The sequence below is a fragment of the Alcanivorax sp. 97CO-5 genome, assembly GCF_000524665.1.
Classification (GTDB): domain Bacteria; phylum Pseudomonadota; class Gammaproteobacteria; order Pseudomonadales; family Alcanivoracaceae; genus Alcanivorax; species Alcanivorax borkumensis.
In genome coordinates, this window is sequence record NZ_KI965898.1 from 221,033 (window position 1) to 247,557 (window position 26,525).

Sequence of the window (26,525 nt, forward strand, 5' to 3'; positions counted from 1 at the left end):
ATGGATGGCGCTGATTGTCATTCCACGACATTGTTCCTTTCACGGCATCCGCCTAGCGTTAATTGACTAAGCGTTACCAAGGATGCCTTATGAAAATAACCAAAGTTAGCACGCCGCCTAGTGATGTCAGGATCTATCAAAATTGGGACGGCCCGGGTCACGAAGACATTGAAGACAAGCTGACCCCCCAGCACATTGAAGATGTGGTGGAAATCTTCCAAACCCCCCTTACGGGACACTACAACTGGGACTATTCATCCGCTGACGGCCGAATTCGCAAATTATACCGGCTGGGCAAAGAGCTCAATTGGAATGCGGACATGGATGTGGATTGGTCCCAGACTTTTCCCAAATCCGAAGCCCCCCTTGATCAGTCGTTTAACCCTTTTAATGGTTGGTCCGTTTTTGAGTCGCTTAGCGATGAGGAAAAGCTGCGTTTCGGCTGGCACAATCTGGCCTGGACACTGGCGCAATTTGTTCACGGCGAGCAGGGGGCTTTGCTGGTGGCTTCCCAGCTAGCCAGTTGCGCCCCCTCCTACGATGCAAAATTGTATGCGGCCAGCCAAACATTTGATGAAGCTCGGCATGTGGAAGTGTTTACCCGTTACCTGCAGGAAAAGGTCGGCATTTTCTATCCGGTGAACCCCAACCTAAAGTCGTTACTCGACAAGATTCTTTCTGACCCTCGCTGGGATCTGAAATTTATTGGTATGCAGATCATTATCGAAGGGCTGGCACTGGCTGCGTTCAATACCCTGAAGATGACCGCACAGGACCCACAGTTAAAGCAGATTATCCATCTGGTGATTCGCGACGAGGCACGGCACGTTACCTTTGGTGTCAATTACTTAGAGAGCTTTGTTGAGACTTTAACTGAAGAGGAAAAAGAGGAGCGTGCGCACTTTGCCTTTGAGGCCTGCGTGGTGATGCGAGAACGACTGATCAGCACCGAGGTGTTCGAGGAGTTTGGTTGGGATGTAGACGAAGCCCGTGAACAAGTGTTGTCGTCTAACATCATGGCGCAGTTCCGCAACTTGCTGTTCACCCGGATTATGCCGAACTTGAAGCGCATTGGCTTACTGACCGAATCCGTGCGTCCCCGTTTTGAGGAGCTCGGGATTTTGCAGTTTGAAAATCTGGTGGATGATGGCCAGATAGACTGGGCAGAATTGTCCAAGCCGCTTTATGATGAAGCCTCTTGAACTGACTCAAGAATGAGCGAGTTACCCACCGGCCGGGCCAATGCCCGGCCGGTGGCGTTATAGGCTTGCAGCATGGCTTGCCTGCCCTTTTCCAGCTTATTGGGGCCACTGCGGGCGAGGCCGTCAATGGCAATAGTCACCAAATTGGGTCGCCTTGGGTGGTGTAATGCTGAGCTGTTACGGGCACGCCAGGGGGAGAGGGACTGCAAATGGTGATAAAGTACGCGCTCTGCGAGGTAGGTGGCAGCTAATCCATGCCGATCGGCGATGCCGCCATCCCAGTAGTAGTTCTTGCCAATGCGAGCGGGCTGAAACAGCAGAGGAACTGCGCAGGACGCGTATACAGACTCGACCAAATTGCCGCTCCGTAAAACGTGCGTACGCCGGCTTCTGCCATGCCAGGCAGAGACCGCTAGTGGGGCTAGGGTATGTTCCATGCGCTGGATGGGCAGCAGAGCTGCTAGCATTGTGCGAAAGGATTGCCCAGATAACAGTCCCAGACCTGGGGAAGGATCCCAGAATTGTGCGCGATCCAAGCCAAGCAGGGTATCTTCGATGGCGTTGACGCTGGCACCGGACGCCATGCAGCCGCCCACCAGCGCTCCGGCACTTGAGCCACAAAAACGGGCAGGTTGCAGGCCATGGTCGAGCAGAGCGCGCACGGTGCCAAAATGGGCAAAGAAGCCGAAAAAACCGGATGACATGGCCAAAGTGAACGGTGCTTTTGCCAACCAGTCCGCCAGCAACTCGTGATGATGGCCACCCTGCCGTGGCGTGTGCTCCGCCACCCCTTGAATCGGAATTTTTAATGTCACAGCTTAGCCCTTCCTCTGAAATCGCTGGCAAGCCTACCTCGCACACCTTCAGTCATACAATGTTATTGACCGCCGTAGCGGTTACCGCGCTAGGGCAGACGCTGGTGTTTACATTGCTGCCCTCACTGGGACGTGCTACCGGTATGACGGAAATGCAGGTAGGGCTAATCATCAGTTGCTCCGCGTTAGTGTTCGCCTTAGCCAGCCCGGTCTGGGGTACTTTGAGTGAATCCCTAGGGCGCAAGCGGGTAATGGTGATCGGTTTGTCAGGCTACTCGCTAGGAACCTTGTCGTTTGCTGTTGTTTTTGATCTCGGGTTACGAGGGGGGCTGGTGGGTATCGGGCTGGTGGCCGCGCTGGTGCTCAGCCGTATGCTACAGGCCGCCATAATGGCGGCTACTCCGGCGGCGGCGGCTGCGTATACCGCTGACATTACCACTCCAGCCCAGCGCACTCAGGGCATGGGCCGGATCGGTGCGGCGAATAATGTTGGCACCGTCGTCGGCCCGGTATCCGGCGGCATACTGGCCACGGTTGCACTGGTGTTTCCACTCTATGGAGTGGCTGCGTTAACGGCGCTTATGGCGATTAGCGTGGCACTTTGGCTGCCGCCATCACCGCATCGGCCAACAACCAGAACCGTGCCGTTACGTTCGGTGTTACGCCACGGGCTGGCAGCCTATGCGGATCCGCGTTTGCGGGACCTGCTATTGGTGGGGGTCATGCTGTTTATGAGTTTCGCGCTAATTCAGCAAACCCTGGGTTTCCTGTTTCAGGACCAGTTTCAGATGAGCCCGGCGGAAGCGGCCAGAGCCTTGGGTTTGACCATGATGATGGCGGCACTAACGTCATTGTCGGGGCAACTGATCGTAGTGCAGTGGTTAAAGGCCCCTGCGACACTGTTGGTCGCCCTCGCGGTGCCCAGCATCGGCGCCGGGGCGATCATTCTTTGGCTGGCGGAGGCCGAGGCTTTGATGAGTGGCGCGGTGATGTTGGTGGGGCTGGGCCTTGGCTTCGGCATGCCGGCAATTATGTCGCTGGCCAGCCTGCGAGTGCCGACGGAAGAGCAGGGGCGGGTGGCGGGTCTGGCCAGTGCCTGCCCGGCACTGGGCTTTATCGTTGGGCCTCTGGTGGGCACGGGGCTATACACGCTGGACCAGCGTTGGCCGTACCTGTTAGTGATTACGCTACTGGCGCCCATGTCGATTCTGGCATGGCGGCTGGCTCGCAAGGTCTAATCCGGGACACTAGAAAGTGCCTTCACGCTTGTGTCGATAAGGATTGCCACAGGTGTGCGGCCACCAGTGCCCGCCAGGGCGTGAAGTCTGCCAACCAATCCCGGGTTACTCTGGCCGTGGGACGTTCCGGTTGCCCAAGCAACATTTGTAGCGCCTTTTGTACCGCCACGTCGGCATGCAGGCTTCCGTCCAGGAAACCGTAGCCTCTTAGCAGGGTGTAATTCACGCTCCAGGGTCCCAGGCCACGAATCTCAAGCAGGTTGCGCTCCAGTTGCTCCGCGTCAGCGTCGAGATGCAATGTTTCTGGCAAAAGTTGCTGGTCGCGACAGAGCCGGGACACGGCCAGTAAAGTGTCAGCTTTGGTGGCGGAAAATCCCACGCTGCGAAGAGCTTCTGGCGTCAGCAAGCAGACTGTGGCGGCATCCGGGTAGCAGTGAAGGCCATCGTGTCGAACCGGGCTCGCCAGCTGGATAAAACGGCGGCGAATAGCGGTGGCCGCACTCACGCTAATCTGTTGGCCAATAATGGCCCAGCTAAGCGCCTCGAACGGCGTTGCCGATTGCGGCACCCGCAGCCCTCTTTGTCGTTGCACCAAAGTATTCAAAGGGGGCTTTGTGGCTATCGCCGTTTCGAATACCCCCACAGGTTGATTCAGGCCCAGCATGGCGCTGGCTTGGCGGGTCAAGGCCGGGGCGGTGGTGTCTGTGGCGTTAGTAATCACGTGCCCGACTTGGTTGAAGTCAATTTTCAGGATACAGGGCCGGAGGTTAAAGATAATGGCTTTGTGCAGCGTAAGGGCATCTACCCGTTCGGAAACGGCATGACTGTCTCGACCATGAAAATGAAGAAAGGCGGAAGCGCTAAAGTGGGCGGGTAGTGGCAGCTTTACCGTTGTCATTTGTCGCTGGGCTCCCGTTCGCGGTCAAGTAAAGCGGCTTTGCGGTCAACACCCCAGCGGTAGCCAGACAGCCCGCCATCAGTGCGCACAATACGATGACAGGGAACCAAAACAGCCAGCCGGTTACTGGCGCAGGCCTGGGCAACAGCTCGGGCGGCTGTAGGCTTGCCAAGCTTTACTGCCAGTGCCTGATAAGACAGGGTCTGGCCTGTGGGAATCGTCTGTAGTGCCGCCCAGACTTGTTGCTGGAAGGCGGTCCCTCGAATATCTAAAGGCAGCAGATCAGTAGGTGCTTGAGTAATCTGATGCGGGTCGTCGATTAGGGTAATGACCATGGCAACGCGCTGATCAAACTCACTATTACCCGGCAGCAGGGTGGCGCCACTGAATTCCTGTTCGAAATCCTGCAGTAACACGCTGGGATCATCCCCTATGGTGACGGCACAGATGCCACGCTCGCTTTCTGCCACCAGCACAGAGCCGAGTGAGCTTTCGGCGATGGCAAATCGAAGTGCCATATCTTTACCTGCTTGTCGATATTGGCCTGGTTTCATGCCAAGGGTGTTGCCAGCGACGGCATGTAGGTGGCTAGTCGAGTCAAATCCGGCCAAGTGAGCCGAGAGGGTCAATGACTGTTTATAGCGGAGCTGCTGTTGCGCTCGCCGGCGGCGAATGGCGACACCGTACTGGTGCGGTGAAATGCCGGCAACCGCTTTGAATTGGCGTTGCAGATGATGAGCGCTCCAGCCCGATTGCGCCGATAACTCCGTGAGCGTGGGTTTTCGTTCGGCCGCTTCAATCAATCGACATAGCGCAATCACTGTGGCTGTTGATGGTGCGGCGATATCTCCAAGTGGATGGCAGCGCCGACAGGGTCGGTAGCCATTCTGAATAGCCTGTACGGGGGTGTCGAAGAGACGAACATTTTCATCGCGAGGACGTCGCGATGGACAGATAGGCAAGCAGAAAATTCCCGTCGTCAGCACACCATAAACAAAGTTATCTCCCGGCAAGGGGGAGTGGTCTTTGATGGCTTGTCGCCGTTGTTGCTCGGTGCTCATGGTTGTATTCAGACCTGTTTCCATATGTGCTACCCGCAGTATGAAGGGAAATGAGACTGACTGGGAGCATCGCGGAAACCAGGGTGAGTGAGCATCCAAAAAGTTGCGATTATATTGGTAAAACGATGCAGAGGTAGAGGAGGAAAGGGGCGAGTAAAGATGTGAGTAAGTGCAATGGCGGTGGGTGCGAACCCACCGCCATCAGCCTGCTGATATTACTTGGTGTAAGGCAGCAATGTGAGTTCAACGCGACGGTTTTGCTCTCGACCACTAGCGCTGCTGTTACTGGCAATCGGTTGGGTTTCACCGAAGCCAACTGGGTCCAGGCGAACCTGCTCCACTCCGAAGGCGGAGAGCTTGTTAGAGACCGCCTGAGCTCGTTGTTGGGAAAGCAGTAGGTTGTAGCGGTCGCCACCGGTACTGTCGGTGTGCCCGGCCACTTGGATCATGGTCGATTTGTACTCTTTGAGGACTTCCGCCACAGCCTCCAGCACCGGATCGAAAGAAGGCTTCACGTCGGTGCTGTCGGTAGCGAAGGTCAGGTTGCCCGGCATGTTCAGGATAATATTTTCGCCATCACGGGTAACGGATACCCCGGCCCCTTCGAGCTTCTGGCGCAGTTTGGCTTCCTGGACATCCATGTAGTAACCCACGCCGCCGCCGGTGACTGCGCCGATGCCAGCACCTGCGAGGGCGCGCTCTTTGCGTTCCTTGGCGCTATCGGAAGTGGCGATACCGATCAGGGCGCCCGCTACCGCACCAATGGCCGCACCAGAGGTTGCCTTCGAGGTTTGTTTTTCTCCTGTGTAAGGGTTAATCGTGCTGCACCCCGTAACGGCAATGGCACTGGCCAGCGCAATAGACCCGGCAAATCGTTTCATGAAAGCTCCTTGAGATTCGATAACATATTGGTTTTTTTTACTGCTTTAGGGCTGAATGAACCATAGCGGTAGTGTAAAAGCTGGTAAAGTGACTGGCGTCATTAGCGCCTTAAATTTGACCACACTATTACAGTACAGGACATCGTTTGAGTATTAAGAGTTTTTCTCCGCCGTCACTGGCAACAATGGACCGGTTACTTGCCCTGCCACGGCGTTATTTCGCGCCTCGGTTATTTGGGGCTGAGCATGTGAGCTTACAGCGGCCAGCGTTGTTTGTGGGTAATCATGGCCTGTATGGGCTGATCGATTCGCCGCTTTTTTTGCTCGAGCTGTATCGGGAAACGGGGGTGTTTCCCCGGGCGCTGGGGGATCGTCTGCATTTTCGGGTGCCAGGTTGGGGGGCATTGGTTAAACGTTGGGGGGCGGTGGAAGGCAACCCAGACAATTGTACCGCGCTAATGCAGTCCGGGCAGCCCGTGCTGGTATTCCCCGGTGGGGCACGGGAAGTGGCCATGCGTAAGGATGAAGTACACAAGCTAGTATGGAAGAATCGGACCGGTTTTGCCCGTTTGGCGATTGAGCACGGCTACGACATTATCCCGTTTGCCTCGGCGGGTTGTGATCAAGCCTATCGTGTTTTAGTCGATGGCAGTGACTTCCAGCAATCAAGGCTTGGTCGCACCCTGCTGAAATCGCCCCGCGTGGACAAGTTACTGCGTGGTGGTGATATGTTTATGCCATTAAGCCGTGGCGTGGGCCCCACTCTGGTGCCGCGGCCGGAGCCGCTCTGGTTCCAGCTCGGTGCACCGATTTCCACCGCGCCCTGGGCTGGCAAGCAGGGTGACGCTGACGCCCGCTGGGCAGTGCGGGAAATTGTGGCTGAATCCATTGAATCCATGCTGCTCTCACTGAATCAGGAACGCTCTGAGGCTCGCCAACAAGGCTGGCGCCGTTGGTTGCTAAAGCCCTGAAGCTATTATTCCCCTTCCTTACTATACGCAAGTCACTTCTTTGTCATAAATAGTCCATTCAATGTCCTGCTACGCCAGTGAAAGCGAAGCGTGTCAGGGCTACTATTGAATGAAAATAAGGAGTGCATGCATGCGACGCTGGAATGGCTGGGGTGACAGCAATAACCACTATCCGTTAAAACCGTCTGGGCTGGCGTTTGTCCAACAACGGCTGGGGCGTGCAGAACCGTTACCCGATGCGGAGATGACGGCGGTTGTCGCGAAGGTGCCTGCCTCCCGTTTACCTGAGCATCCTAGTGTAGACACTCGGCCGGAAACCCGGCTTCGTCATGCGCGAGGGCAAAGCCTGCCCGATTGGCTAGCCATGCGCTCCGGTGAGTTTGAGCGTTTTCCTGATGGGGTGGCTACCCCTGCTAGCAGTGGGGCTGTACGTGAACTACTGGACTGGGCTCTGGAGCAGGGAATTACCGTAATTCCCTATGGCGGCGGCACCTCCGTTGCTGGCCACATTAATCCCCCTGAAAGTGATGCGCCGGTTTTGACCCTAAGCCTAGCAGGCATGGATCAGCTCATGGATTTGGATACCGAAAGCCAAATTGCTACCTTCGGCGCCGGAACGCCGGGGCCAATGGTGGAACAGCAACTTCGTGAAAGAGGATACATGCTGGGGCATTTCCCCCAATCCTGGGAGCTCTCCACCATTGGCGGTTGGGTTGCCAGTCGATCCAGCGGCCAACAGTCCATGCGCTACGGCCGTATCGAGCAGATGTTCGCAGGCGGCAGAGTGGAAACCCCAAAGGGTACCCTGATCATTCCAACCATGCCTGCTTCCTCAGCAGGGCCGGATTTGCGCGAAATTATCCTCGGCTCGGAAGGGCGAATGGGGGTAATTACTGAGGTCAAAGTGCGAGTAACACCGTTGCCAGAAACGGAAAGTTTTCAGGTTGCGTTTGCCCCTGATTGGGAGACTGGCAAAGAGCTGGTGCGCAAGATGACTCAGGCGAAAATTCCTCTGTCGATGTTGCGCCTGTCCAATGCTGAGGAAACGCGCACCCACCTGATGCTCGCTGGCCACGAAAAACTGGTCGGTATTTTGCATAGGTATCTTGGCGTACGCGGTTGTGGCGACAGTAAATGCATGATCACCTTCGGGGTGACGGGCGATAAATCCCAGGCACGTTATGTGCTGAGCCAAACACGCAAACACATTCGCCAAGCCGGTGGCGTGATGGTGGGTAGGTTGCTGGGTAAAAAGTGGGAAGAGTCCCGTTTCCGTTCCCCGTATTTGCGTCACGGCTTGTGGGAGCACGGGTACGTGGTGGATACGTTTGAAACGGCGGTGGACTGGAATCGGGTCACCTCTGCGGTGGAGACCATGGAGAAGGCGGTGCGTGATAACGCCGGTGATGGCGAGCAGGTGCACGTGTTTACCCACCTGTCACATCTGTACTCGCAGGGTTCAAGTATCTACACCACCTATGTTTTCCGCTGTTCCGACAGTTATGAAAAAACCTTGGCTCGCTGGCGTGTGCTCAAAGAAGCTGCCAGTAATGCCATTGTGGCGAGCGGCGGCACCATCAGCCATCAGCATGGCGTGGGGCGGGATCATGCTCGCTGGCTACACCACGAGAAAGGCGAGCTGGGCATGGCGGTATTGGATCGGCTGGTGAATCACTTCGACCCTCAGCACCGTCTTAATCCAGGTTGCCTGATCGAGAACGCTCCGCGCACGATTCGATAACGGCTACACAGGGGTAATCTTATGCTCGGCCAGCGCCGCACGCTGACAGAATTAGCCACACCGACAGCGCCACAAGCCCCACACTGGGACCTGATCGTCATTGGAGGCGGCATTACTGGCGCGGGCGTCATGCTGGAAGCGGCCCGACGCGGCCACCGCGTGCTGTTATTGGAGCAGACTGATTTTTCTTGGGGCACCTCCAGCCGTTCTTCGAAGATGGTGCACGGTGGTCTGCGCTACATTGCCCAGGGTGACATCACCCTGACGCGGCATTCACTGCTTGAGCGCGAACGGCTGCTGAATGAGCTGCCGGGCCTGGTAGAGCGGGCCATCTACCTGTTCCCGTTACGCAAAGGGGTCTTCCCCGGGCGTTGGCCCATGAAGATGGTGCTGTGGCTATATGATTTTCTGGCAGGTATTCGCGATCATCGTTACCTGAACCGCAAGCAGCTACTGGAACGAGTACCCGCTTTGCGGAATCAAGATCTCACCGGTGCCATGTGTTACACCGATGCCCTGACCGATGATTGTCGTTTAGTGATGCGTACTTTGTTGGAAGGCGCCCGGCATGGCGGATTGGCACACAATTACGCTCGCGTTGTTCAAGCCGAGCGGAAAGAGCAAGGCTTTGCCGTTGCCGTGGAAGACCGTGTTAGTGGCGAACGGGTAACCCTAAATGCATCGGCAGTGGTGAGCGCTACGGGGGCCTGGGCCGATCGTTTTTCTGGTGCTGAGGCTCGGGTGCGGCCATTACGCGGCAGCCACCTGTTTATCGACCCCGCCGTATTGTCGGTGAACGACTGCCTTACAGTGATGCATCCCGATGACGGCCGGCCGGTGTTCGTATTCCCTTGGGAAGGCGTCACTTGTGTGGGCACGACGGATCTGGATCATCCTGAGGACATGGATATTGAGGCGGCAGCCAGTGACCGCGAGGTGGTATATCTTCTCAAACTCATTAATACCCAGTTTCCAGGCTGCAATGTGACCCGCGAGAATATCTATTCCACCATTGCCGGGGTACGCCCGGTGATTGCCTCTGGTAAAGGTGTAGATCCGTCCAAAGAGCGCAGGGACCATGCGGTTTGGGGCGACAACGGCATTGTCACGGTGAGTGGCGGCAAGCTGACGACGTTCCGTTTGATTGCACTGGATGCCTTGTTGGCTACCGGATTAATCGATGATAGCGAACATCGCCGCAGCCAGAAAAGCAAAGTCTCAAGCTTTGATCCACTGGAAAATGCGCCCCACGCGGTGGAGGCCTTCTTGCATGCAGATCAGTCGGACCCGGCATTTATCCAGTGGGTTTTGGACCATGAATCCGTTGTGCACCTAGACGACCTAATGCTGCGCCGCACGAGATTAGGGCTGATAAAGCCTACAGCAGGTATAGCCGCGCTGAACGGGTTACGCCCGCAAATCCAGCAAACCCTGGGCTGGGATGATGCGCAGTGGGATAAGGAGCTTGTTCGCTATAAGGGTATCCATCAACGATTCTATAGCGTACCCGCCCCAGCCAGTAAGGGCGATGCCACAGAGGCCGTTGAGGCTGATGGCGCTCCTGGGCAGCAGGCAAGGTAATGGACGACCCGCTGGTATTGGCACTGGATCAGGGTACACAGAGTGCCCGGGCCATGTTGTTTAACCGTAAAGGTGAACTGGTTGCCCGCTATCAGCAGCATATTGAACCCTACTTTTCTGATAAACCTGGCCAAGCAGAACAGCACGCCGATTATTTTTGGGAGCAGCTTGGGCTGGCGTGTCAGGGTTTATGGCAACAGCACGAGCCACTGAAACACCGTGTTATAGCGGTGGCGTTGACCACCCAGCGGGCCTCGGTGGTGTGCCTTGATGATAATAAGCAGCCGCTGCGCCCGGCGATTATATGGCTGGATCAACGCCGAACAGATTCCATTCCTCGGCTACCCTGGTGGCTGGCTGCGCCAGTAACGATGATGGGCCAGAGTGAAACACTCCGGCAGTTCCAGGCCAAAGCCGAATGCAATTGGCTGGCCGTGGATGAGCCGGCAATTTGGCAGCAAACCCGACACTTTTTACTGCTTTCCGGCTATTTGAATTACCGGCTTACCGGGCAATTGCGCGATTGCACCGCGTCCCAAGTCGGCTACATTCCCTTTGATTACAAAGGGCGCTGTTGGGCGCCGCCCCATGACCTTAAGTGGAAGGCGTTGCGGGTACACCGCGAACAGCTCCCCGAACTGGTCGAGCCTGGCAAAACGCTGGGAACCATCACAGAGCAAGCCTGCCAAGCCACCGGCATCCCCGAAGGCTTGCCATTGATTGCTTGCGGCGCAGACAAGGCCTGCGAAGTGCTTGGTGCCGGGGCGTTTACACCGGAAATCGGCAACCTCAGCTACGGCACCACAGCGACCTTCAATACGTGTAATGAGCGCTATGTGGAGCCTATTACTTTTGTCCCGGCCTACGGGGCGGCTGTGCCTGATCGCTATAATTCCGAGATCATTGTTCAGCGCGGCTACTGGATGGTGAACTGGTTCAAGCGAGAGTTTGGGCAACAGGAAGTACAACAGGCTGAAACGCTTGGCGTGGCTGCTGAAACGCTTTTTGAAGCCTTGTTGGAACAAACGTCACCGGGTGCCATGGGCTTGATGCTGCAACCATTTTGGAACCCTGGTGTGCGGATTCCTGGCCCGGAAGCGAAAGGAGCGATTATAGGGTTTGGCGATGTGCATACCCGTGCCCACTTGTACCGCGCAATTATTGAAGGTATTGCCTATGCGCTGCGCGAGGGCAAAGATCGACTGGAGAAGCGCAACCGCATTGCGGTGACCTCCCTGCGTGTTTCTGGGGGAGGTTCGCAAAGCGATGCAATCATGCAGATCACTGCAAACATCTTTAATTTACCGGCGATTCGACCTCACACCACGGAAACCTCCGGGCTGGGGGCGGCCATCAATGCGGCGGTGGCTCTGGGCCTGCATCCGGATTATCCCTCGGCGGTGGCCGCGATGACCCGTCCCGGTGATACCTTTTTGCCTGATGCAGCAATCGCGCACCATTACGACGACCTTTACCGTGGCGTGTACCTGAAGCTTTATCCCCGGCTGGCGCCGTTATATCGCTCTATTCGGCGTATTACCGGTTACCCAGCACGGCTTTAGTGCCGATCGAGCTGCGCCCTGTGGTAGGGTCGTCCTATTATTATTTCCGGGTCTATTTTGATGTCTCGCTGGTCACAAATCGCGTGCCTTTTCCTTTTCTTATTGGTTTATTTTCCTGTGCAGGCGAGCGAGGTATTACGGCAATTGCGTGCCGATCTGGCGCAGGGGCAACTGAACGTATTATTGCTGCGCCAGGATATCGTGCGGTTGCCTACAGTGGCCATTAAGCCGTGGGTTAAGGCGCAGTCCATCGACCGGTTTGCCATTACCGGCTTCAATGAAAACGACCGCCGTTTTGCCGCCCGAGTGCGGTTGCATTTTCCTGACGGCGATATCAGTTTTTTACGCCTTGAAGGCATGGCCGCAAATCCCTACACCTTGACTGACTGGTATGACTACAGTTCCGGTTTGCAACTAACGGCATTGTTGGAAAAGCGCCGCTGGTTGCAGAGCGAACGTGGCAAGGCATTTCTTGCTCAATTGGGGGCAGCACCGGGCTTACCCGACCTAGCTAATTTGGCCGAAGGGCGCCCAGCAGCGCTGAAACTGTGGCTGACCCAATGCCTGGGTAAACCTTGTGAGCGTGTTGCTGCTGCCCACCAGCTTGAATCGGAACAACCGATGATTTGGTTACTTCGCAGGGGGATTGCCAGCGGCGATATGGGGCAATACCAGCAACAGCATAACGTTCTGATTAATGCCTTGGGTGATGATGCCTATTTATGGTGGCTTGAAGGTCAGTATGCATTGAGCTACCAGCAATGTGGCTGGCTCGCCGGCCCGTTGCGGACGGCCTGGCAGCGCCATCAGGAGGTGGTGCCGCTGGCTGATGTGGCATTGCAGTGCACCTTGACTGAAACCCCAAAAGCGACAAATTTCGGGACCGCATTAACTCAGCAGTTGAGCATCGAAACGATTATGGGTTCAGTGAATGCATTTTTTGCGGCGCACAACCGCCCGTTACCAAAAGCCTGGAGGCAGTGGGCTCAGTCACATTCTGAAGCTTCCCTGTCTTCTCATCAGGAGTAGCATTTATGCGCGTATCGGAACTGGCGAAACAGGCTAAAACCACGGCTGAAACGGTTCGCCACTATACGAATATTGGTTTGTTATCGCCCAGTCGTGACAGCCATAACGGCTATCGTTATTACCGCGCTGAGGACTTGCGGTTGTTACGCTTTGCACTAAAAGCTCGTTCTCTAGGTTTTACCCTCAGCGATATTCAGTCCCTGATCCACGCATCCCGTGAAGGGGAGACCCCTTGCGGTCAGGTTCGCACTTTAATTGAAGACCGGCTAAATCAGGTAGAAACCCGAATCACTGAGCTGCAGGCGCTTAGTGACCGCATGCGTGATGCTATGGAGCAATGGCAGGGGGCACCGGATTGTCGGCTGGATGATGGTCGAGTGTGCGGGTTGATTGACTCATTTGTGGGGGATGAGGATTCAGAGCCGAGCCCTGATAGCAACTAAAAAGCCTGCCCCGTAGTAAAGTTGGGCAGGCTCTTTAGTTAGCAGTGAGGCAACAGGTCAATTTTGCTGTGTTTTGCCTGCCGTTTGTTTTGAACCCTTATTGGTGTCCGTCTTTTCGTCACGTTTATGGGTTTTTGACTCGTTTTTGTCCTCTGATTTATTTGCAGTGGCTACCTTTTCGGCGGCCGCCTCTGCACGAGCTTCAGCCTTTTTTTCTTCCTTGGCAGCATCTTCTTTTACTAACCCGAGAATGTACCAGCCGGCTTTGGGCTCGGGGCTTTCTTCCGCAGAGAACACAACAATATGTTCGCGGGGATCAATGGCAAATAATGGCCAAACTTGGCGTCCTGGTGTTTCGTTGTAAGCCTGAAAACTAAATTCTTCAGTCAGCCGCGTTTTACGAATTTCTGCGCCTTGGCTGAGCAGGCTGGCTAGGCGGGCATAGGTCATGTCGGGAGCGAAGAGGGTGGCACCACGGTGCTCCGGGGCGACCTCATGCTTCACTTCCTTTTCCGTTTTTTGCGTGGGCAGGCTAAAGATGTTTTGCTCTCCGAATTCCAGCCGGTAGCGCATGGTCGCCATAGTGTTGAGCTCTCGCCGAGGGCTTAACCCCAGCAGTTTTCCGTAACCAACGAGATCCAAATATTGGTCAGCGTGCTGTGAGACCGGGTTTCCATAAAAGGTTCCTAGTCCTTCCATACGGGCAGAACGGATGGATTCCCAACTGGAATCCGTGACCACGACCGGGTATTGGTTCTTCTGCAAGGCAGCGCCAATGGCACGGGCCACCGGGTTAGCACCGATAATCAGGAAACCGCGTGGCGCCGGCTCTGCTACTTTCAGCAGGCGAGCCAGTGGACGGGCGGTGAGACTCTGTAATGCCACCGTGCCGATAATCACCATGAAGGTAAGTGGCACCAGTTTCTCGGCACCGGGAACACCGTTTTGCTGTAACCGTTCGGCGAACAGGGCCGAGATCGCCGCGGCGACAATGCCCCGTGGTGCAATCCAGGCGAGCAGTGATTTTTCACGCCAATTCAGTGAGGAGCCAAGAGTAGATAACCATACTGACAATGGCCGAGCAACGAACTGAATAATCACTAAAACCGCCAGAGCGGTAGCACCGAGTTGACTGAGTTCGCTCATTTCCAATCGTGCGGCAAGCACGATAAAGAGACCGGAAATCAGCATCACTGATAGGTTTTCTTTGAAGTGGAGAATGTCGTCGGTGCGCACGCCTTTGCGGTTAGCCAACACGATCCCGGTTACGGTAACCGCAACCAGTCCGGATTCCTCACTCAGGCCATTGGCTAAAACAAACTCACCAATGATGGACGACAGCACCAGAAAGCTGCGCAAGTATTCAGGGATTAGATGCCGACGCAACAACTCGGCCAAGCCGAAAGCCACAGCACAACCGATGGCTGCTCCCACGCCGATTGTCTGGAAGAACAGCCACAGCGTGTGCAGTATGGCCCCATCTTGGCCGCTGGCCACCACCAACTCGTAGGCCAATACAGCAAAAATAGCGCCCAAGGGATCGATAACGATGCCTTCCCAACGCAGCAATCGAGATACGCTGCTTACTGGGCGGACACTGCGTAGCAGAGGAACAATAACGGTTGGGCCTGTCACCACGACCAGCGCACCAAAAAGTAAAGCTAGACCCAAGGGGAGTTTTAGCACCCACCAAGCAGAGACGGTAACAATGCTCCAGGTGACTAAGGCACCCCAAGTAACAAGCCGGCGAACGGTTTTTTCCAAGCCGCGAATTTCATCGAAGCGCAGTGTCATGGCGCCTTCGAACAGAATGATAGAGACCGCCAGGGATACACCGGGAAGTAGCAAATCACCGAACAGTTCTTTGGGTTGTAGTACACCCCAAAGCGGGCCAAGCGCCAAACCGGTAAGCAGCAATGGCAAAATGGCAGGGAGTTTGATTCTCCAAGACAGCCATTGGCAGAGAAAAGCGACCACAGTGATAATGGCTAGCTGGAAAGGGACACTTAAATCCATGAAGTTCCTAGGTGATTAGACGGTTCCGCAACCCTCGTGCACGCCACTAAGCATCGGGCAGGCATGCTAACGTAGCTCATGGCAAAGTGGGGTTGGAGATGATTTCCTTGCCGAGCGTTGGCGCATTATGCCTGATTGTTCGGGCCGGTAAATGCGTATTCTGGCTGAAGCAGCGGCTTAGTGTACCGTGGCTTGCCCTATTGAGTGCAATGATAGCTACTGATGCATAATAGGTTATTAATAATAAAACTGAATTAGATTCATTGAGTAACTGAAAGCCCACAGCGATTACGTTACCATCCTGCCGGATTATGTGTTCACTCAGGCTTTGAGAATAGGCCTTCCATCAGTCTTGATGCATGACGCATCGCCGGACCTCGAAACTGTATCAGGATGTACCCATGCAAACTCTTTCTCCCGGCCGCTTGGCATTTCTGCTTGCCTCGTTGGTGGCGCTGGGGCCATTGGCCATTGATACCTATTTACCTGCATTACTGGCCATGTCCGGGCATTTTGCGGTGGAAATCCACGCTGTCGAAGTCTCGGTGAGTGTCTATGTGTTGGGTGTGGCGGCAGGCCAGTGGTTGGGTGGGCCGCTTTCTGATCAGTTTGGCCGCAAGCCGGTAGCCTATGTGGGGCTGTGTCTGTTCATTCTCGGCTGCTTAAGTATCCCGCTGTCATCCAGTATCGACATGCTTTATGTGCTGCGTTTTTTACAAGCCCTGGGCGGCGGCGCCACCGTGGTGATCGCCGCCGCCTCGGTGCGAGACCACTTCACAGGTAAGGAGGCAGCTAAGGTCATGACCACTATTGGCCTGGTTATGCTGATGGCGCCGCTACTTGCTCCAGCACTGGGGGCGCTGCTGCTTAAGCTTTTTGGCTGGCAGAGCATTTTCTACATGCTGGCCCTCTACGGGTTGATGCTGTTCGGTATTGTGCGATTTATGCTGCCCAGTGTGGCGGTGAAGCCCAGTGGTGAGCCCCTGCGCCAACGCATGTTCCTGGCTTATGGCCGGGTATTGCGCAATCGCCCGGCCATGGGTTTTATTTTGGCCAATGGCCTAGCGTTTGCAGCCTTATTTACCTTCATTACCGATGCGGCGTTTCTTTACATGGAGTATTTCCGCATTAGCCCGGAAGCGTTTCCACTGTATTTCGGGGCCAACGTAGTAACCATGCTGGGCATGAACCGGTTGAATGTCTTGTTGCTGCGCCGCTATACCAGCGCCTCAATTATGCGCGTGGCGCTGGCGCTACAAATGACCGCGTGTGTGACGCTGCTGGTGTTAACGTTAGCAGGCTTGCTGACCTTGTGGTTGGTGGTGCCGTTAATTATGGTGGCGGCCGGCATGGTGGCACTGATCATGCCCAACGGCATCGCCAGCTTCCTAGACTTGTTTGACCACGATAGTGGAGCTGCCACTGGCTTGAACGGCGCTTTGCAATTTTTGCTCGCGGGCCTTATTGGCATCGTGCTCGGCATACTCCACGACGGCAGTACGCTGCCCATGACCGCTTTGATGGCCACCAGTAGCGTGGCCGCTTGGGCTGCCTTTTCGTTAGTGGCTCGTCGCTGATGCTTTGGGCATCAGCGGTGGTGCTAGCAAAGCGGCCAGTGTGACTAGAGCGGCGATACTCCAGGGCAGTAGTAGCCAGGGGCTTAGCGGTAGCTGGCTGTCGAACAGGCGCATGCCCAATGGAATTAATGCGGCCAGATGAATCAAATTGGCTAATAGCGCCGAACCACCGAACAGATAGAACGCCTGTAGTGCGGCGGTCTTACGCAGTAAGGCACGGCGCCCGCCAATAACCACCAGCAAGTGATTATCGCGCCGCAAGGTATCGGTCATCGCCAACAGTGCGGCCATAAGCACCAGCAATGCGGCCAGTAACAGCAACACACCCACCACAAAAGCGGCGCGGCTAGCTTGGCCAATGATGTCTTGGAGCGTGGCGAGGATGGCATTCACGTCCAGCAGGCTGATCTGTGGAAATTTCTGCACCAGCCCTCCCAGCTCCGCTTGCTGCACTTGGGGCAGAAAAAAACTGGTAATCCAGGTGCGGCTCTGGGCTTTCAACGTGTCCGGAGAGAAGATGAAATAGAAATTGGGCGCAAAGCTTTCCCAATCCACCTCTCGCAGGCCTACCAGCGTGGCGTTAATGGCTGGCCCGGGGCCAGTGAAGGTGAGTGAATCGCCCAACTCAAGGCCCAGTGATTCAGCCAATTTGGTTTCCACCGTAACTTCGTCTGGCCCGGTTGCCCACCGGCCGTCGGTAAGCTTGTTGCTCTCGGGCAGGCGTGCAGCTTGGGTAAGCGACAGATCCCGGTTTAGGGCCCGCTCGGCACGGTCTTGTTCTTTGGTAACGGCGTCGCGCACCGGCTGATCGTTTATCCCGGTAAGGCGTGCCCGAACGACTGGATAGAGTGGCTGGGCTTCACTGTTATGGTCCGTAAGCCAGTTCTTGAAATCGTCAATATCCTGATCAAACAAGTTGATGACGAAATAATTGGGGGCTTGCTCAGGCAATGTTGCCCGCCAGTCACCGAGCAGCTCGCGCCCAGTCTGAACCGACAGGGATAACACGGAGAGGGAAATAATCAGCGCGGCCAACAAGGGTAGGGTAGCCGCTTTGCGGCGGCTGAGCCTGCGCAAAGCCAGCCGGCCAGCGAGACCAAGCCGGGCACTGAAGCGGTCCATCAGCATTACCAGCGGCCACAGAATCATCGGCAAGCCGAGTGATACCGCAAGGGTAAGTAGCAGCAGTGGCCAGAGTGCGGCCAGGGAGCCGGTCATGATGGCGGCCAGTGGAATCGGGGTGAGGATAGCGATAAGCAGCACACGTCGCCCCAGCCTGGCGGGTGCCTCGCGGCCGCTGAGCAAAGCCGTAGCCGGCAACGACAGGCTGACCCACAGGGTCGGGGCGGCGAAGCCAAGCCAGAGCAGCACAGGCCCCACCAGCCCCCAGACTACGGGGGTGACAAACAGACCATCTGCTCCTAGTAAGGCTGCGAGTTGCCAGCCTAACAGCACCGCCAACCCGACCCCGGCAAGAATCGGCAGTAGCAGAGCCAGCACATCGCCGCCCAATAATCGCCGGACGATTTGCTGTTGTCGGGCGCCCACTGTTTTCATGACGGCACACAGTGTCTGTTGTTGCCGTGCGCGGTGGCTGGCGGTGAGATAAATGGCCGCAGCGCACAACAGCACCACTAACATCACCGCCAATTGTGACCAGAGGAACATCTGCTCAACCGGGCCTTGGCTGCGCAGTTCTGTGGTGCCCACGGTTTCAATGGATTGGTCCGAACGTAGGGTGTCGCTGAGTTGTTTATCTAGCACGGTTCGCTGGGCATCATCCGCTGCCACCAGTAGGTGGTGACGATAGCGGCTGCCCGGGCCAAGCACTGCGGTGCTTTCAAGGTCCGCCAGGTGAATCAGCGCGCGGGGGTTCATGCTATAAAAGCCCGCCTGCTGGTCCGGCTCCTGCACTAGCACTTTGGTGATGAGAAAACTGCGTTCACCAAGGGTAATAAACTCGCCGGTTTTTAAACCCAGCCGGTCCAGCGCCTGACCTGCCAGCCAGACGGTACCGGACTTCGGGCCATGTCCTATTGGGTAAGGTTCGCTGAATCGACTATCGCTGACGGATAGTTCGCCATAGAGCGGGAAATCCTCGGATAAAGCCCGAATGCTGGCGAGCAGGAATTGATCGTTGTTGATCAGTACGCTGGAAAAACTTACTGCCTGAGCATGGCGAAGGTCAGCTACCGCCTGTTGTTGGGAGGGCTCTGGAAAGCGGGTCCCTTCCAGTATCCAGTCAGCGCCTAATGCAACCGCCGTGCGCTGGTTAAAACGCTGGTCCACGCTGTCGCGTAGAATCAGCATGGCGGTCATGGCGAAAGCGGCTACCAGTAAGGCAATCGCTTGCACTCGAAAAGCAGGAGAACGCCAGGGTTTAAACACTGAGCCGGCCCTCCGCCAGGCAAACCGAGCGCTCACAGCGTGCCGCCAGTTGTGGGTCGTGGGTGACCAGCACTAACGCGGTTTTCTGTTCTGCATTCAGAGAAAACAATAAATCGGCCACATGCTCGCCGTTGGCGAAATCCAGGCTGCCGGTGGGTTCGTCGGCAAACAGTAGCGCCGGGGAGACCACAAAAGCCCGGGCCAGGGCGACGCGCTGTTGTTCGCCGCCAGAAAGTTGTGCCGGGAAGTGGTGCTGACGACGCCCCAGCCCCACCTGTTCCAACCAGTGCATAGCCTGTTCCCGGCGATGGTCACGGTTGAGTATTTCCAACGGTAACATCACATTCTCTAGCGCAGTTAAATCATTGATTAGCTGAAAATGCTGGAAGACAAAACCGCATTGCTCGCCGCGCAATCGTGCCCGCTCATCTTCATTGGCCTGGCTGAATGAGGCACCGCCCAGTTGCACGTCACCGCTGGTGGGTACATCGAGACCAGCGAGTAATGACAGTAGAGTGGACTTGCCGGAACCGGAAGGGCCGGTAATTGCAAGGCTGTCACCGGCATTGACTTCAAGCGTGATACCCTGCAACAAATCGAGCCCGCCCTCTGGGCCTTGAACACGCTTACAAAGATTGTGGGCAAGCAAAACGGGAGACGTTGTATTCATGGCAAGATATCTTCTGCTGGTTCAGTTGTTGTGCCTGGCGGCATCCGTTCATGCCAATGGCGTGCTGATACTGGGCGATAGTATCAGTGCTGCCTACGGGATTGAAAAATCATCTGGCTGGGTTGCCCTTATGGACCGACAGCTGAAGGAAAGGTGCCCGGATTTTCCAGTGATTAATGCATCGGTAAGCGGGGAAACTACTGCTGGCGGTAAAGCACGGTTGCCGACGCTTCTGGCTCGCCACAAGCCGGATCTGGTGGTGGTGGAACTAGGAGGTAACGATGGTCTGCGTGGCCTGTCTCCCATGGTCATGGCCAGCAACCTTAAGCAGATGATCTCACTCTCGCGGCAGGCAGAGGCCGACGTGGTGTTGTTGGGCATGCGCATCCCCCCCAACTATGGGCAGCAATATACGGCCTTGTTTGAACGGCAATACCGTGACGTTGCGCAGTCCACCTCGGTACCTTGGGTACCTTTTTTTCTGGAGGGTGTGATCGAGCAGGGATGGATGCAGGGCGATGGCATTCACCCAACGATTGAAGCACAGCCATTACTATTGGAAACCGCGCTGTCGGTTATTGAGCCGCAATTACCGTCACGGTGCCGTAGCCATATCAGTACCGAAACCGAGTGAAAAACATGTTGAATCTGGGGACCTCATGGCAGGGAATACTGGACTACTGGTTTCAGGATGGCATGGAGCTAGGCTGGCCATCAGGCAAGGTGACAAGGCAGTGGTTCGCGGCGACCGCAGGCGATGACGCAGAAATTGAGTATCACTTTGGGGCTTTGGTGGAAGCTGCGCTACGCCAAGAGCTGGTTGACTGGGAGCGCAATCCTGCTGGTCGGTTGGCGCTAATCATTTTGCTGGATCAGTTTACGCGCAATATTTATCGAGGGCAGGCTGAGGCTTTTAGTGGCGATCATCGGGCGGCCACCTTGGCCATCGAAGGGCTGTCGCGCCAGATGCACAGCAAGCTACCACTGTGTGGGCAGGTGTTTTTTGTTATGCCGCTGATGCATGCCGAAGATGAAGGTTTGCAAGAGCAATGCCTCACATCATTGGAAGTGATCCAAGCACATGCCCCCCAGCCATTGGCACATCATGTGGACGGCTCATTGAAGTCAGCCCGACAGCACTTGCAGATAATACAGACGTTTGGGCGTTTCCCGCACCGAAACCGGGCGCTTGGCCGGGACAGTACAGTACAAGAGCTGCGTTTCTTGGAAACTAGCTCAGGTTTTGGGCAGTAGGGGCGACCGGGTTTCGCAGAATTGTATCGACTCTATCGCCTCTTCAAGACGGCTCTTGCTGTATCAACCATCTCCACCGGCTAGGTGGGCAGGTGCTTACCCTTGTCAGGTTGCGCACGAATATCGTCGATGATGGTATCTGTAAGCGCAGCCCTGTCTTTTTTTGAACGCGCAAACTCGATTTCTGCCACCTTGTCTGCCCCACACCTCATCGTTTCGACTCAGCGTGGTCACGACCATTGGCATCTACAATGGCCAACAGGGCTGGTGGCTGCTACTGAAATGATGGCCTATGAATAATGGCGATCATAACAATGTAGCCCCATGGACCTTTCAGCTTACGAACATCATTCGCGAAACAACCCATGGGAACGCCTGCGAGTTAGGGGCGGAACCATTGCTGTCTTTTCAGTCCTTAAAAGGGCGGTTAGGTCGAGGTAACCGATTACGCATTGCCCGGCTCCAGCACTGCGATGGCATGATGTAGCCGTGCCTTGATCGCAGTAGACACCGGCAACGCGTGGTCTGCTAGCAATCGCTGCATCTCTTCTCGGGCGTCAAACTGCTGTCGTTTCATCGCTCCGGGTAGCTGCTCTAGTTGCCATTGCAAGCGACGCTGGCGCTCTAGTTCTGGGCTAGGCACGCCGGCCAAGGCTTCAAAGGCCACCGCTAAGGTGAGGGCATCGTCACTTTCCTCGTTTCCGGCAGTTTCCGGCAAGCCCGCGACGGCATTGCGCAATTGCTGCCACTGTTGCCAGCGGCTGAGTTGCTGGAGGCGTTCACTGGCGCGGCGTTTGAGCTGTTGAGCTTTGCGAACCAAGGGTTGCGGGAGCTCGCCACCAAGATGTTCATCCACTGCGGCCGATGCGCGGCTCAAATTGTCTGCGCTGTCGTCCGTGAAAGGTTGAGCCAGGCAGTCTTCAAGCGCGCTGATATGTGTGGCCAGTGTTTGTCCCGCTTGTTCCTGCCGTTTTCGGTGGGCGGCCATATCCCGATTGCGAGCATCGAAAAGCGCGTCCATGGTTTTACGAAACTGCTTTTGCAAAGCCCTGTGCTGTGCGGGAGGTAGCCAGGCTGATTGTCGCCAGCGTTTCTGGATGGCTTGTGCTTCGCGGGTTGCCTGTTGGGGATCATCAAGCTCCATTAGAGCACGAGCCTGATCAAGCAACTGTTTACGTTCGTTCTCCGCTTTCTCAATATAGCCATTTAACTGTTCGTCGAGCTGGGCCAGCAGAGCGGAAAAGCGTTTCTGAATATCCCGTGCATCGGTAAAGCGAATGGGGTGCAGGGCCTTCCAGTCTTTGGGAGCCTGCTGACGAATTTGCCAGACGCCGTGCCAATCCGCTTTTTCCCAGTTCTGCACGGTAATAAAGTTATCCAGTTGTTGGCAAAGTGTCTGACGCTTTTCCAGATTGCTGGCCTTGATAGCATCCAGCTCAGCAAAATGTGCACGACAAGGCTGGTAGGCCTTATCGGATGCTTCTTTGAATCGGGCCCAGAGAGACTGGTCCTCATCTTGGTCCGAACTCATCAGCGAGCGCCACTCGTCGTGGAGAGCCTGAATGGCAGTGGCAAGCTCGGGGGCATCCATGGTGGTGCCATCAAGGGCTTCCATTTGCTCACACAGCGCCACTTTTTTCGGTTCGGCGGCAAAGCGGTGCCAGTCTTGCAATTCCGCCCGGCGCGCGGCTAATTTGCTTAATTCGGCACTAAGAGCATCGTCATTGTGGGTGTCGATAATCGTCTGAGCCCTATGCCAAAGGCGGTTCGCATGGCGCAGGTTACCCTGGCGAAGCTCTCGTTTGAGAGCTACTAATAGACCTCTGTGTGGCTGTGCAGGCTTGGCCCGCTCGGGCTCGGCTGTTTCAGCAGTATCGTCTTTTTTACGGGTGCGCAGTGCGAGTAATGCGGATGGCGGCTGGTACTCTTTCGGCCAGCGTGTTGCTAGCTCCGTCAATGTTTCTTGTGAGTCTGCGGCATTGATGTCGGTGGCCAGTGTGAGCAGTTGCTCGAACGCGGTCACCAAATCGTTGAACGCCATGCGGTCTTGATCGAGCGCCTGAGCGTGTTCGTCCGCACTATTCCAGCGGCGACGCTGAGTCGCCAATGCTGAGCGCATTTCGCCTAAGTGATGATCCCAGGTTTCCGGCGTAGCTTGGCTCAATAATTGAAATAGCGTATGGGCGGCAGCTTCACGCTCTGCTTTAGCGGTTTCAGCAAGAGCCTGTTGGCGTGTCTGCTCTTGCGATTCGGTCAGCTGGTTACGACATTGATGCAGCGCTTGTTGGATCCGTGAGGCAATATCCGCTGAGGCTTGGGGTGAAAGCTGTCGCCATTGCTGTTCTAGCTGCTCCAGCTGGGGTCCGTAAAGGGCATCCACGCGCCGTCGGGCATGCTGCTCCAGGCGGTCTGCAAGGTGATAGACCTTAACGGTTTCCCTCTCAGTTTGCTGTTGTTGTTGGAGCTCACGGGCTTGATCCCGAGCCAAACGAGTAACCCGCTTGTCGCGACCGTGTTTAGCTAGGCGTTTGAGCAGGGAGAGAGAGCTGATGTTCTGCACGCAAGCAACACGCAGGGCTTGCGTGGGGGCATCCAGGGCCAACTGGTAGAGTACGGCTTCGTCGCTGAGCCGTTCAAGGGCCGCCATGCGGCTGTGCATGTCCGGGCTATGAGCCGCAACATGGGCAAGCACGTCCTGATTATCGGTAAGGCGAATCAGGCGAAGGCGAGTGTCGCTGTTGGGTGAGTCATCCGTGGTGCCTGCTAGCAACGACATAATGCGCATGGAGGCCGCTTCACGAACGGATGGTGTTTCATCACGCTGATGGACTTCGTCTAGCGCGGCAAAATCAGTGAGCTTAGCGGTGGCTGCAGCGCGTACTAACGCACTGGCATCGCCTCGTGCCAGTTGATGAAGCAGGTCGGCATCGTTGCTGTGGTCAAGCTGCTCAATGGCTTTGAGTCGAATCTCGGGCTTGGCGTGTTGCCAGCGGGGTTTTAGGAATCGGCCAAACATATAAAGTCTCAAAATGCGCCAGATGCCCGACGCTAGATTTCTCAAGCGTGCGGCGTTTTGCTTTCCAATAATGCGTCTTTTTCGGCCCAGAGTTCGCCAATCCATTGTTGAAAACGTGCGCGGAATGCCGCGTCGTCTTCATAGTTGCCCTCTGAGGCCCAGGCGGGAATAACGCGTTGCTGCACAACGATTTCAACCTCGTCCATTGCGCCGCCAAGGAAGGCTAGCAACGAGCGAGGTGTGCCCGGGGGGTAGATAATGGTCACATCAAGCAGATTTCGCAAATGCCCGGACATGGCATTGAGAGTAAAGGCAGCACCGCCGGCCTTGGGTTTCAGTAGGTGGCGATATGGTGAGCCTTGCTTTACCTGCTTTTCTGTATCAAAGCGGGTGCCTTCAAAGAAATTCATCACTGATGTAGGGAAATACGCAAATTTTTCGCAGGCCTTGCGTGTGGTTTCAAGGTCTTTGCCTTTTAGTGATGGGTTCTTTTCCAGCTCAGCTTTGCTGTAGCGTTTCATAAAAGGGAAGTCTAGCGCCCACCAGGCTAAACCAAGTAGGGGGACCTTGATTAATTCCTGTTTCAAAAAGAATTTTAGAAAGGGTATCTGGCGATTGGATATGCGTTGCAGCACGAGAATGTCCGCCCAGGACTGATGGTTACAGGTCACCAGGTACCACTGATCTTTGCTTGGCGCATCCATGCCGCTGATCCGCCACTTTATCTGGCTGGTCAATGCAATAATGGCGTTATTGTTGGCAATCCAGGTTTCTGCAATGACCACGAGGATTCGGGACAAGAGAATCTGTGCCTTTTCGAAGCGAAGCACTAACCTCAATAAAGCGAAAGCATACAATGGTAGACAGAGTAAAAAGGTGTTGATCAGGATGCCGATAAGGGCAAGGATACCCCGGATTTTGTGCCAAATGGTCATAGCGCGTTTCGTTCAGTCAACGTGAATGGGCATGCTACCCAATGGTAAACGCCTTGTCTCGTGTCTGTTTCGCTCAAATGCCCATTTGTCACTGTAGGATTTCGCATATGACTTCACGCAGCTATGCTGCGCTCATGGGGATAATGGCACGACGTTTATTGGCTTTTTTGCTTCTGCTTTGGGTATCCGCAGCCTCGTTGCCGAGCTACGCCCAGAAAACAGAGCACGGCAATCCTGAGCAAACTGTTGCCGTGCAGGGCGCTGGGGGCTTGCCCGAAGAAAGTCTGACCGAACCCGTTTCCGAGTCGCCCCCGAGGCCGTTGGAGTCAAACCCGTGCGGCCATCTTTCCGGTGAAACCGGTTGGGTGGATAGAACCCATGACTGGATGTCGCGCACGGTGTGTGGGCCGACTCGCTGGGTGGATGGTTTCTTTATTGGGTCGAATGAAATTGATGAGGAGCAGCCCGGCACCCAGCTCAGAATCATTGGTGCCAGCCGTTGGCAGGACAACGATGATGATGGGCGCGAAATAAAAATTCGCGCCAGAGTGGAACTGCCCAATGCTCAAGAGCGGTTAAGTCTGCTCTTCCAGAATGACGATGATGCCGGTAACGACCTAAGCAATGATCTAGACAGCCGACCAGAAGATGTAGGCAATGATTCCGGTGGCTTCCGCGCGGCGTTGCGCTGGGTCACCAAGATGCCCGATCGCATGAATCTAGATTTGGATGCAGGGTTGCGTTCTGAAATCACCGCTTTCGTGCGGGCCCGGTATCGCTGGCGCACCCCTTTGCCTGGCAACAACATGTATTTCCATTTTACCCAGAAAGGTTACTGGGAAGACCCAGAAGGCTTTGGGATTAATTCTCTGTTTGAGCTGGATCGGCCACTGACGCAACTGTCTACCATTCGCTTCAGTAGTGAATATGAGCTGACAGAAGAAAATAACGCGCTGAATCGTGACTGGTATTTCAATCAGGCCGTGAGCCTTTATACGCGCCTGGGTAAGCAATCGGGAATTGGTTATTCCGTGGGCTTTGACGGGTTTACTGACCCCATTGCGGCCGTTGAAACTTGGCGAACCAGCGTACGTTTTCGAACGAGTATCTGGCGCCCTTGGTTTTTCTATGAAATAGAGCCGTATGTATTTTGGCCGCGTTCACTAGGCTATGAAGGCATTGCGGGTATTGTTCTGAGAGTAGAGATTCAGGCCGGACTGCCGGTTTGGGAAAATCCGAAATAAGCG

21 protein-coding genes are annotated in these 26,525 nt (G+C 55.6%); 12 read left to right on the top strand and 9 right to left on the bottom strand.

All coding sequences use genetic code 11. The features are described 5' to 3' along the window. Positions 1 to 89 precede the first annotated feature (89 nt). Positions 90 to 1,202, top strand: coding sequence for a ferritin-like domain-containing protein (locus tag Y017_RS09060; protein ID WP_035460377.1), 1,113 nt, complete (start codon positions 90 to 92; stop codon positions 1,200 to 1,202). Here Y017_RS09060 and Y017_RS09065 read toward each other — a convergent pair. Further along, positions 1,184 to 2,017 (bottom strand): patatin-like phospholipase family protein, encoded by an 834-nt coding sequence (locus Y017_RS09065; RefSeq protein WP_081737599.1) that lies wholly within the window; start codon positions 2,015 to 2,017, stop codon positions 1,184 to 1,186. The genes Y017_RS09060 and Y017_RS09065 overlap by 19 nt on opposite strands. On the opposite strand from Y017_RS09065, the gene Y017_RS09070 reads away from it, so the two are divergent. After that, a complete protein-coding gene (locus Y017_RS09070; protein WP_011588695.1) occupies positions 2,011 to 3,255 on the top strand; it encodes an MFS transporter in 1,245 nt (414 codons plus the stop codon). The genes Y017_RS09065 and Y017_RS09070 overlap by 7 nt on opposite strands. Before the next feature lie 22 nt (positions 3,256 to 3,277). Here Y017_RS09070 and Y017_RS09075 read toward each other — a convergent pair whose 3' ends face one another. The 3 genes from Y017_RS09075 to Y017_RS09085 all read right to left on the bottom strand — a co-directional run bounded on the left by Y017_RS09075 (position 3,278) and on the right by Y017_RS09085 (position 6,095). Further along, entirely contained in the window at positions 3,278 to 4,153 is an 876-nt protein-coding gene (locus tag Y017_RS09075) for a DNA-3-methyladenine glycosylase 2 (protein WP_035460378.1), read from the bottom strand. After that, the gene (ada, locus tag Y017_RS09080) at positions 4,150 to 5,238 is read right to left on the bottom strand and encodes a bifunctional DNA-binding transcriptional regulator/O6-methylguanine-DNA methyltransferase Ada (RefSeq protein ID WP_231483464.1); all 1,089 of its coding nucleotides are present in this window, start codon (positions 5,236 to 5,238) and stop codon (positions 4,150 to 4,152) included. Before ada ends, Y017_RS09075 begins: the two co-directional genes overlap by 4 nt. Before the next feature lie 191 nt (positions 5,239 to 5,429). After that, entirely contained in the window at positions 5,430 to 6,095 is a 666-nt protein-coding gene (locus Y017_RS09085) for an OmpA family protein (protein ID WP_011588692.1), read from the bottom strand. A gap of 146 nt (positions 6,096 to 6,241) precedes the next feature. On the opposite strand from Y017_RS09085, the gene Y017_RS09090 reads away from it, so the two are divergent. From Y017_RS09090 to Y017_RS09115, 6 genes are all read left to right on the top strand, one after another. Beyond that, complete coding sequence (locus Y017_RS09090; protein ID WP_011588691.1) at positions 6,242 to 7,066, top strand: lysophospholipid acyltransferase family protein; 825 nt, start codon at positions 6,242 to 6,244, stop codon at positions 7,064 to 7,066. A 130-nt stretch (positions 7,067 to 7,196) separates the two neighbouring features. Continuing rightward, positions 7,197 to 8,807, top strand: a complete 1,611-nt coding sequence (locus Y017_RS09095; protein ID WP_035460382.1) for an FAD-binding oxidoreductase — start codon at positions 7,197 to 7,199, stop codon at positions 8,805 to 8,807. Positions 8,808 to 8,828: 21 nt separating this feature from the next. Further along, a complete protein-coding gene (locus Y017_RS09100; RefSeq protein ID WP_011588689.1) occupies positions 8,829 to 10,388 on the top strand; it encodes a glycerol-3-phosphate dehydrogenase/oxidase in 1,560 nt (519 codons plus the stop codon). Continuing rightward, positions 10,388 to 11,950: an FGGY-family carbohydrate kinase gene (locus tag Y017_RS09105; RefSeq protein ID WP_035460383.1), complete on the top strand. Its 1,563-nt coding sequence runs from the start codon at positions 10,388 to 10,390 to the stop codon at positions 11,948 to 11,950. Before Y017_RS09100 ends, Y017_RS09105 begins: the two co-directional genes overlap by 1 nt. A 60-nt stretch (positions 11,951 to 12,010) precedes the next feature. Further along, entirely contained in the window at positions 12,011 to 12,979 is a 969-nt protein-coding gene (locus tag Y017_RS09110) for a hypothetical protein (protein WP_197540927.1), read from the top strand. A 5-nt stretch (positions 12,980 to 12,984) separates the two neighbouring features. Then, positions 12,985 to 13,422, top strand: a complete 438-nt coding sequence (locus tag Y017_RS09115) for a MerR family transcriptional regulator (protein WP_011588686.1) — start codon at positions 12,985 to 12,987, stop codon at positions 13,420 to 13,422. 57 nt (positions 13,423 to 13,479) lie between these two features. Here the strand turns inward: Y017_RS09115 and Y017_RS09120 are convergent, their stop codons facing one another. After that, complete coding sequence (locus Y017_RS09120) at positions 13,480 to 15,438, bottom strand: sodium:proton antiporter (protein ID WP_011588685.1); 1,959 nt, start codon at positions 15,436 to 15,438, stop codon at positions 13,480 to 13,482. 401 nt (positions 15,439 to 15,839) lie between these two features. Between Y017_RS09120 and Y017_RS09125 the strand changes: the two genes are divergently transcribed. Beyond that, positions 15,840 to 17,015: a multidrug effflux MFS transporter gene (locus Y017_RS09125; RefSeq protein WP_035460384.1), complete on the top strand. Its 1,176-nt coding sequence runs from the start codon at positions 15,840 to 15,842 to the stop codon at positions 17,013 to 17,015. Here the strand turns inward: Y017_RS09125 and Y017_RS09130 are convergent. Continuing rightward, the gene (locus Y017_RS09130; RefSeq protein ID WP_035460386.1) at positions 16,998 to 19,403 is read right to left on the bottom strand and encodes an ABC transporter permease; all 2,406 of its coding nucleotides are present in this window, start codon (positions 19,401 to 19,403) and stop codon (positions 16,998 to 17,000) included. The genes Y017_RS09125 and Y017_RS09130 overlap by 18 nt on opposite strands. Further along, a complete protein-coding gene (locus tag Y017_RS09135; RefSeq protein ID WP_035460387.1) occupies positions 19,396 to 20,073 on the bottom strand; it encodes an ABC transporter ATP-binding protein in 678 nt (225 codons plus the stop codon). The genes Y017_RS09130 and Y017_RS09135 overlap by 8 nt, the downstream gene beginning before the upstream one ends. Between Y017_RS09135 and Y017_RS09140 the strand changes: the two genes are divergently transcribed. Next, positions 20,072 to 20,707: an arylesterase gene (locus Y017_RS09140; RefSeq protein ID WP_035460388.1), complete on the top strand. Its 636-nt coding sequence runs from the start codon at positions 20,072 to 20,074 to the stop codon at positions 20,705 to 20,707. The two genes, Y017_RS09135 and Y017_RS09140, sit on opposite strands and share 2 nt — an antisense overlap. Positions 20,708 to 20,712: 5 nt before the next feature. Beyond that, complete coding sequence (locus Y017_RS09145) at positions 20,713 to 21,327, top strand: DUF924 family protein (protein WP_035460389.1); 615 nt, start codon at positions 20,713 to 20,715, stop codon at positions 21,325 to 21,327. A gap of 445 nt (positions 21,328 to 21,772) precedes the next feature. Here Y017_RS09145 and Y017_RS09150 read toward each other — a convergent pair whose 3' ends face one another. Both Y017_RS09150 and Y017_RS09155 read right to left on the bottom strand, forming a co-directional pair. Continuing rightward, positions 21,773 to 24,343, bottom strand: coding sequence for a DUF349 domain-containing protein (locus Y017_RS09150; protein WP_035460391.1), 2,571 nt, complete (start codon positions 24,341 to 24,343; stop codon positions 21,773 to 21,775). A gap of 41 nt (positions 24,344 to 24,384) precedes the next feature. Further along, positions 24,385 to 25,278 carry an acyltransferase gene (locus Y017_RS09155; RefSeq protein ID WP_011588678.1) on the bottom strand — a complete coding sequence of 298 codons (894 nt, stop codon included), beginning with the start codon at positions 25,276 to 25,278 and terminating at the stop codon, positions 24,385 to 24,387. 107 nt (positions 25,279 to 25,385) lie between these two features. Here Y017_RS09155 and Y017_RS09160 point away from each other — a divergent pair, with 107 nt between their 5' ends. Next, on the top strand, positions 25,386 to 26,522 hold the full coding sequence (locus Y017_RS09160) for a hypothetical protein (protein WP_231483465.1): 1,137 nt from the start codon (positions 25,386 to 25,388) through the stop codon (positions 26,520 to 26,522). Positions 26,523 to 26,525 lie beyond the last annotated feature (3 nt).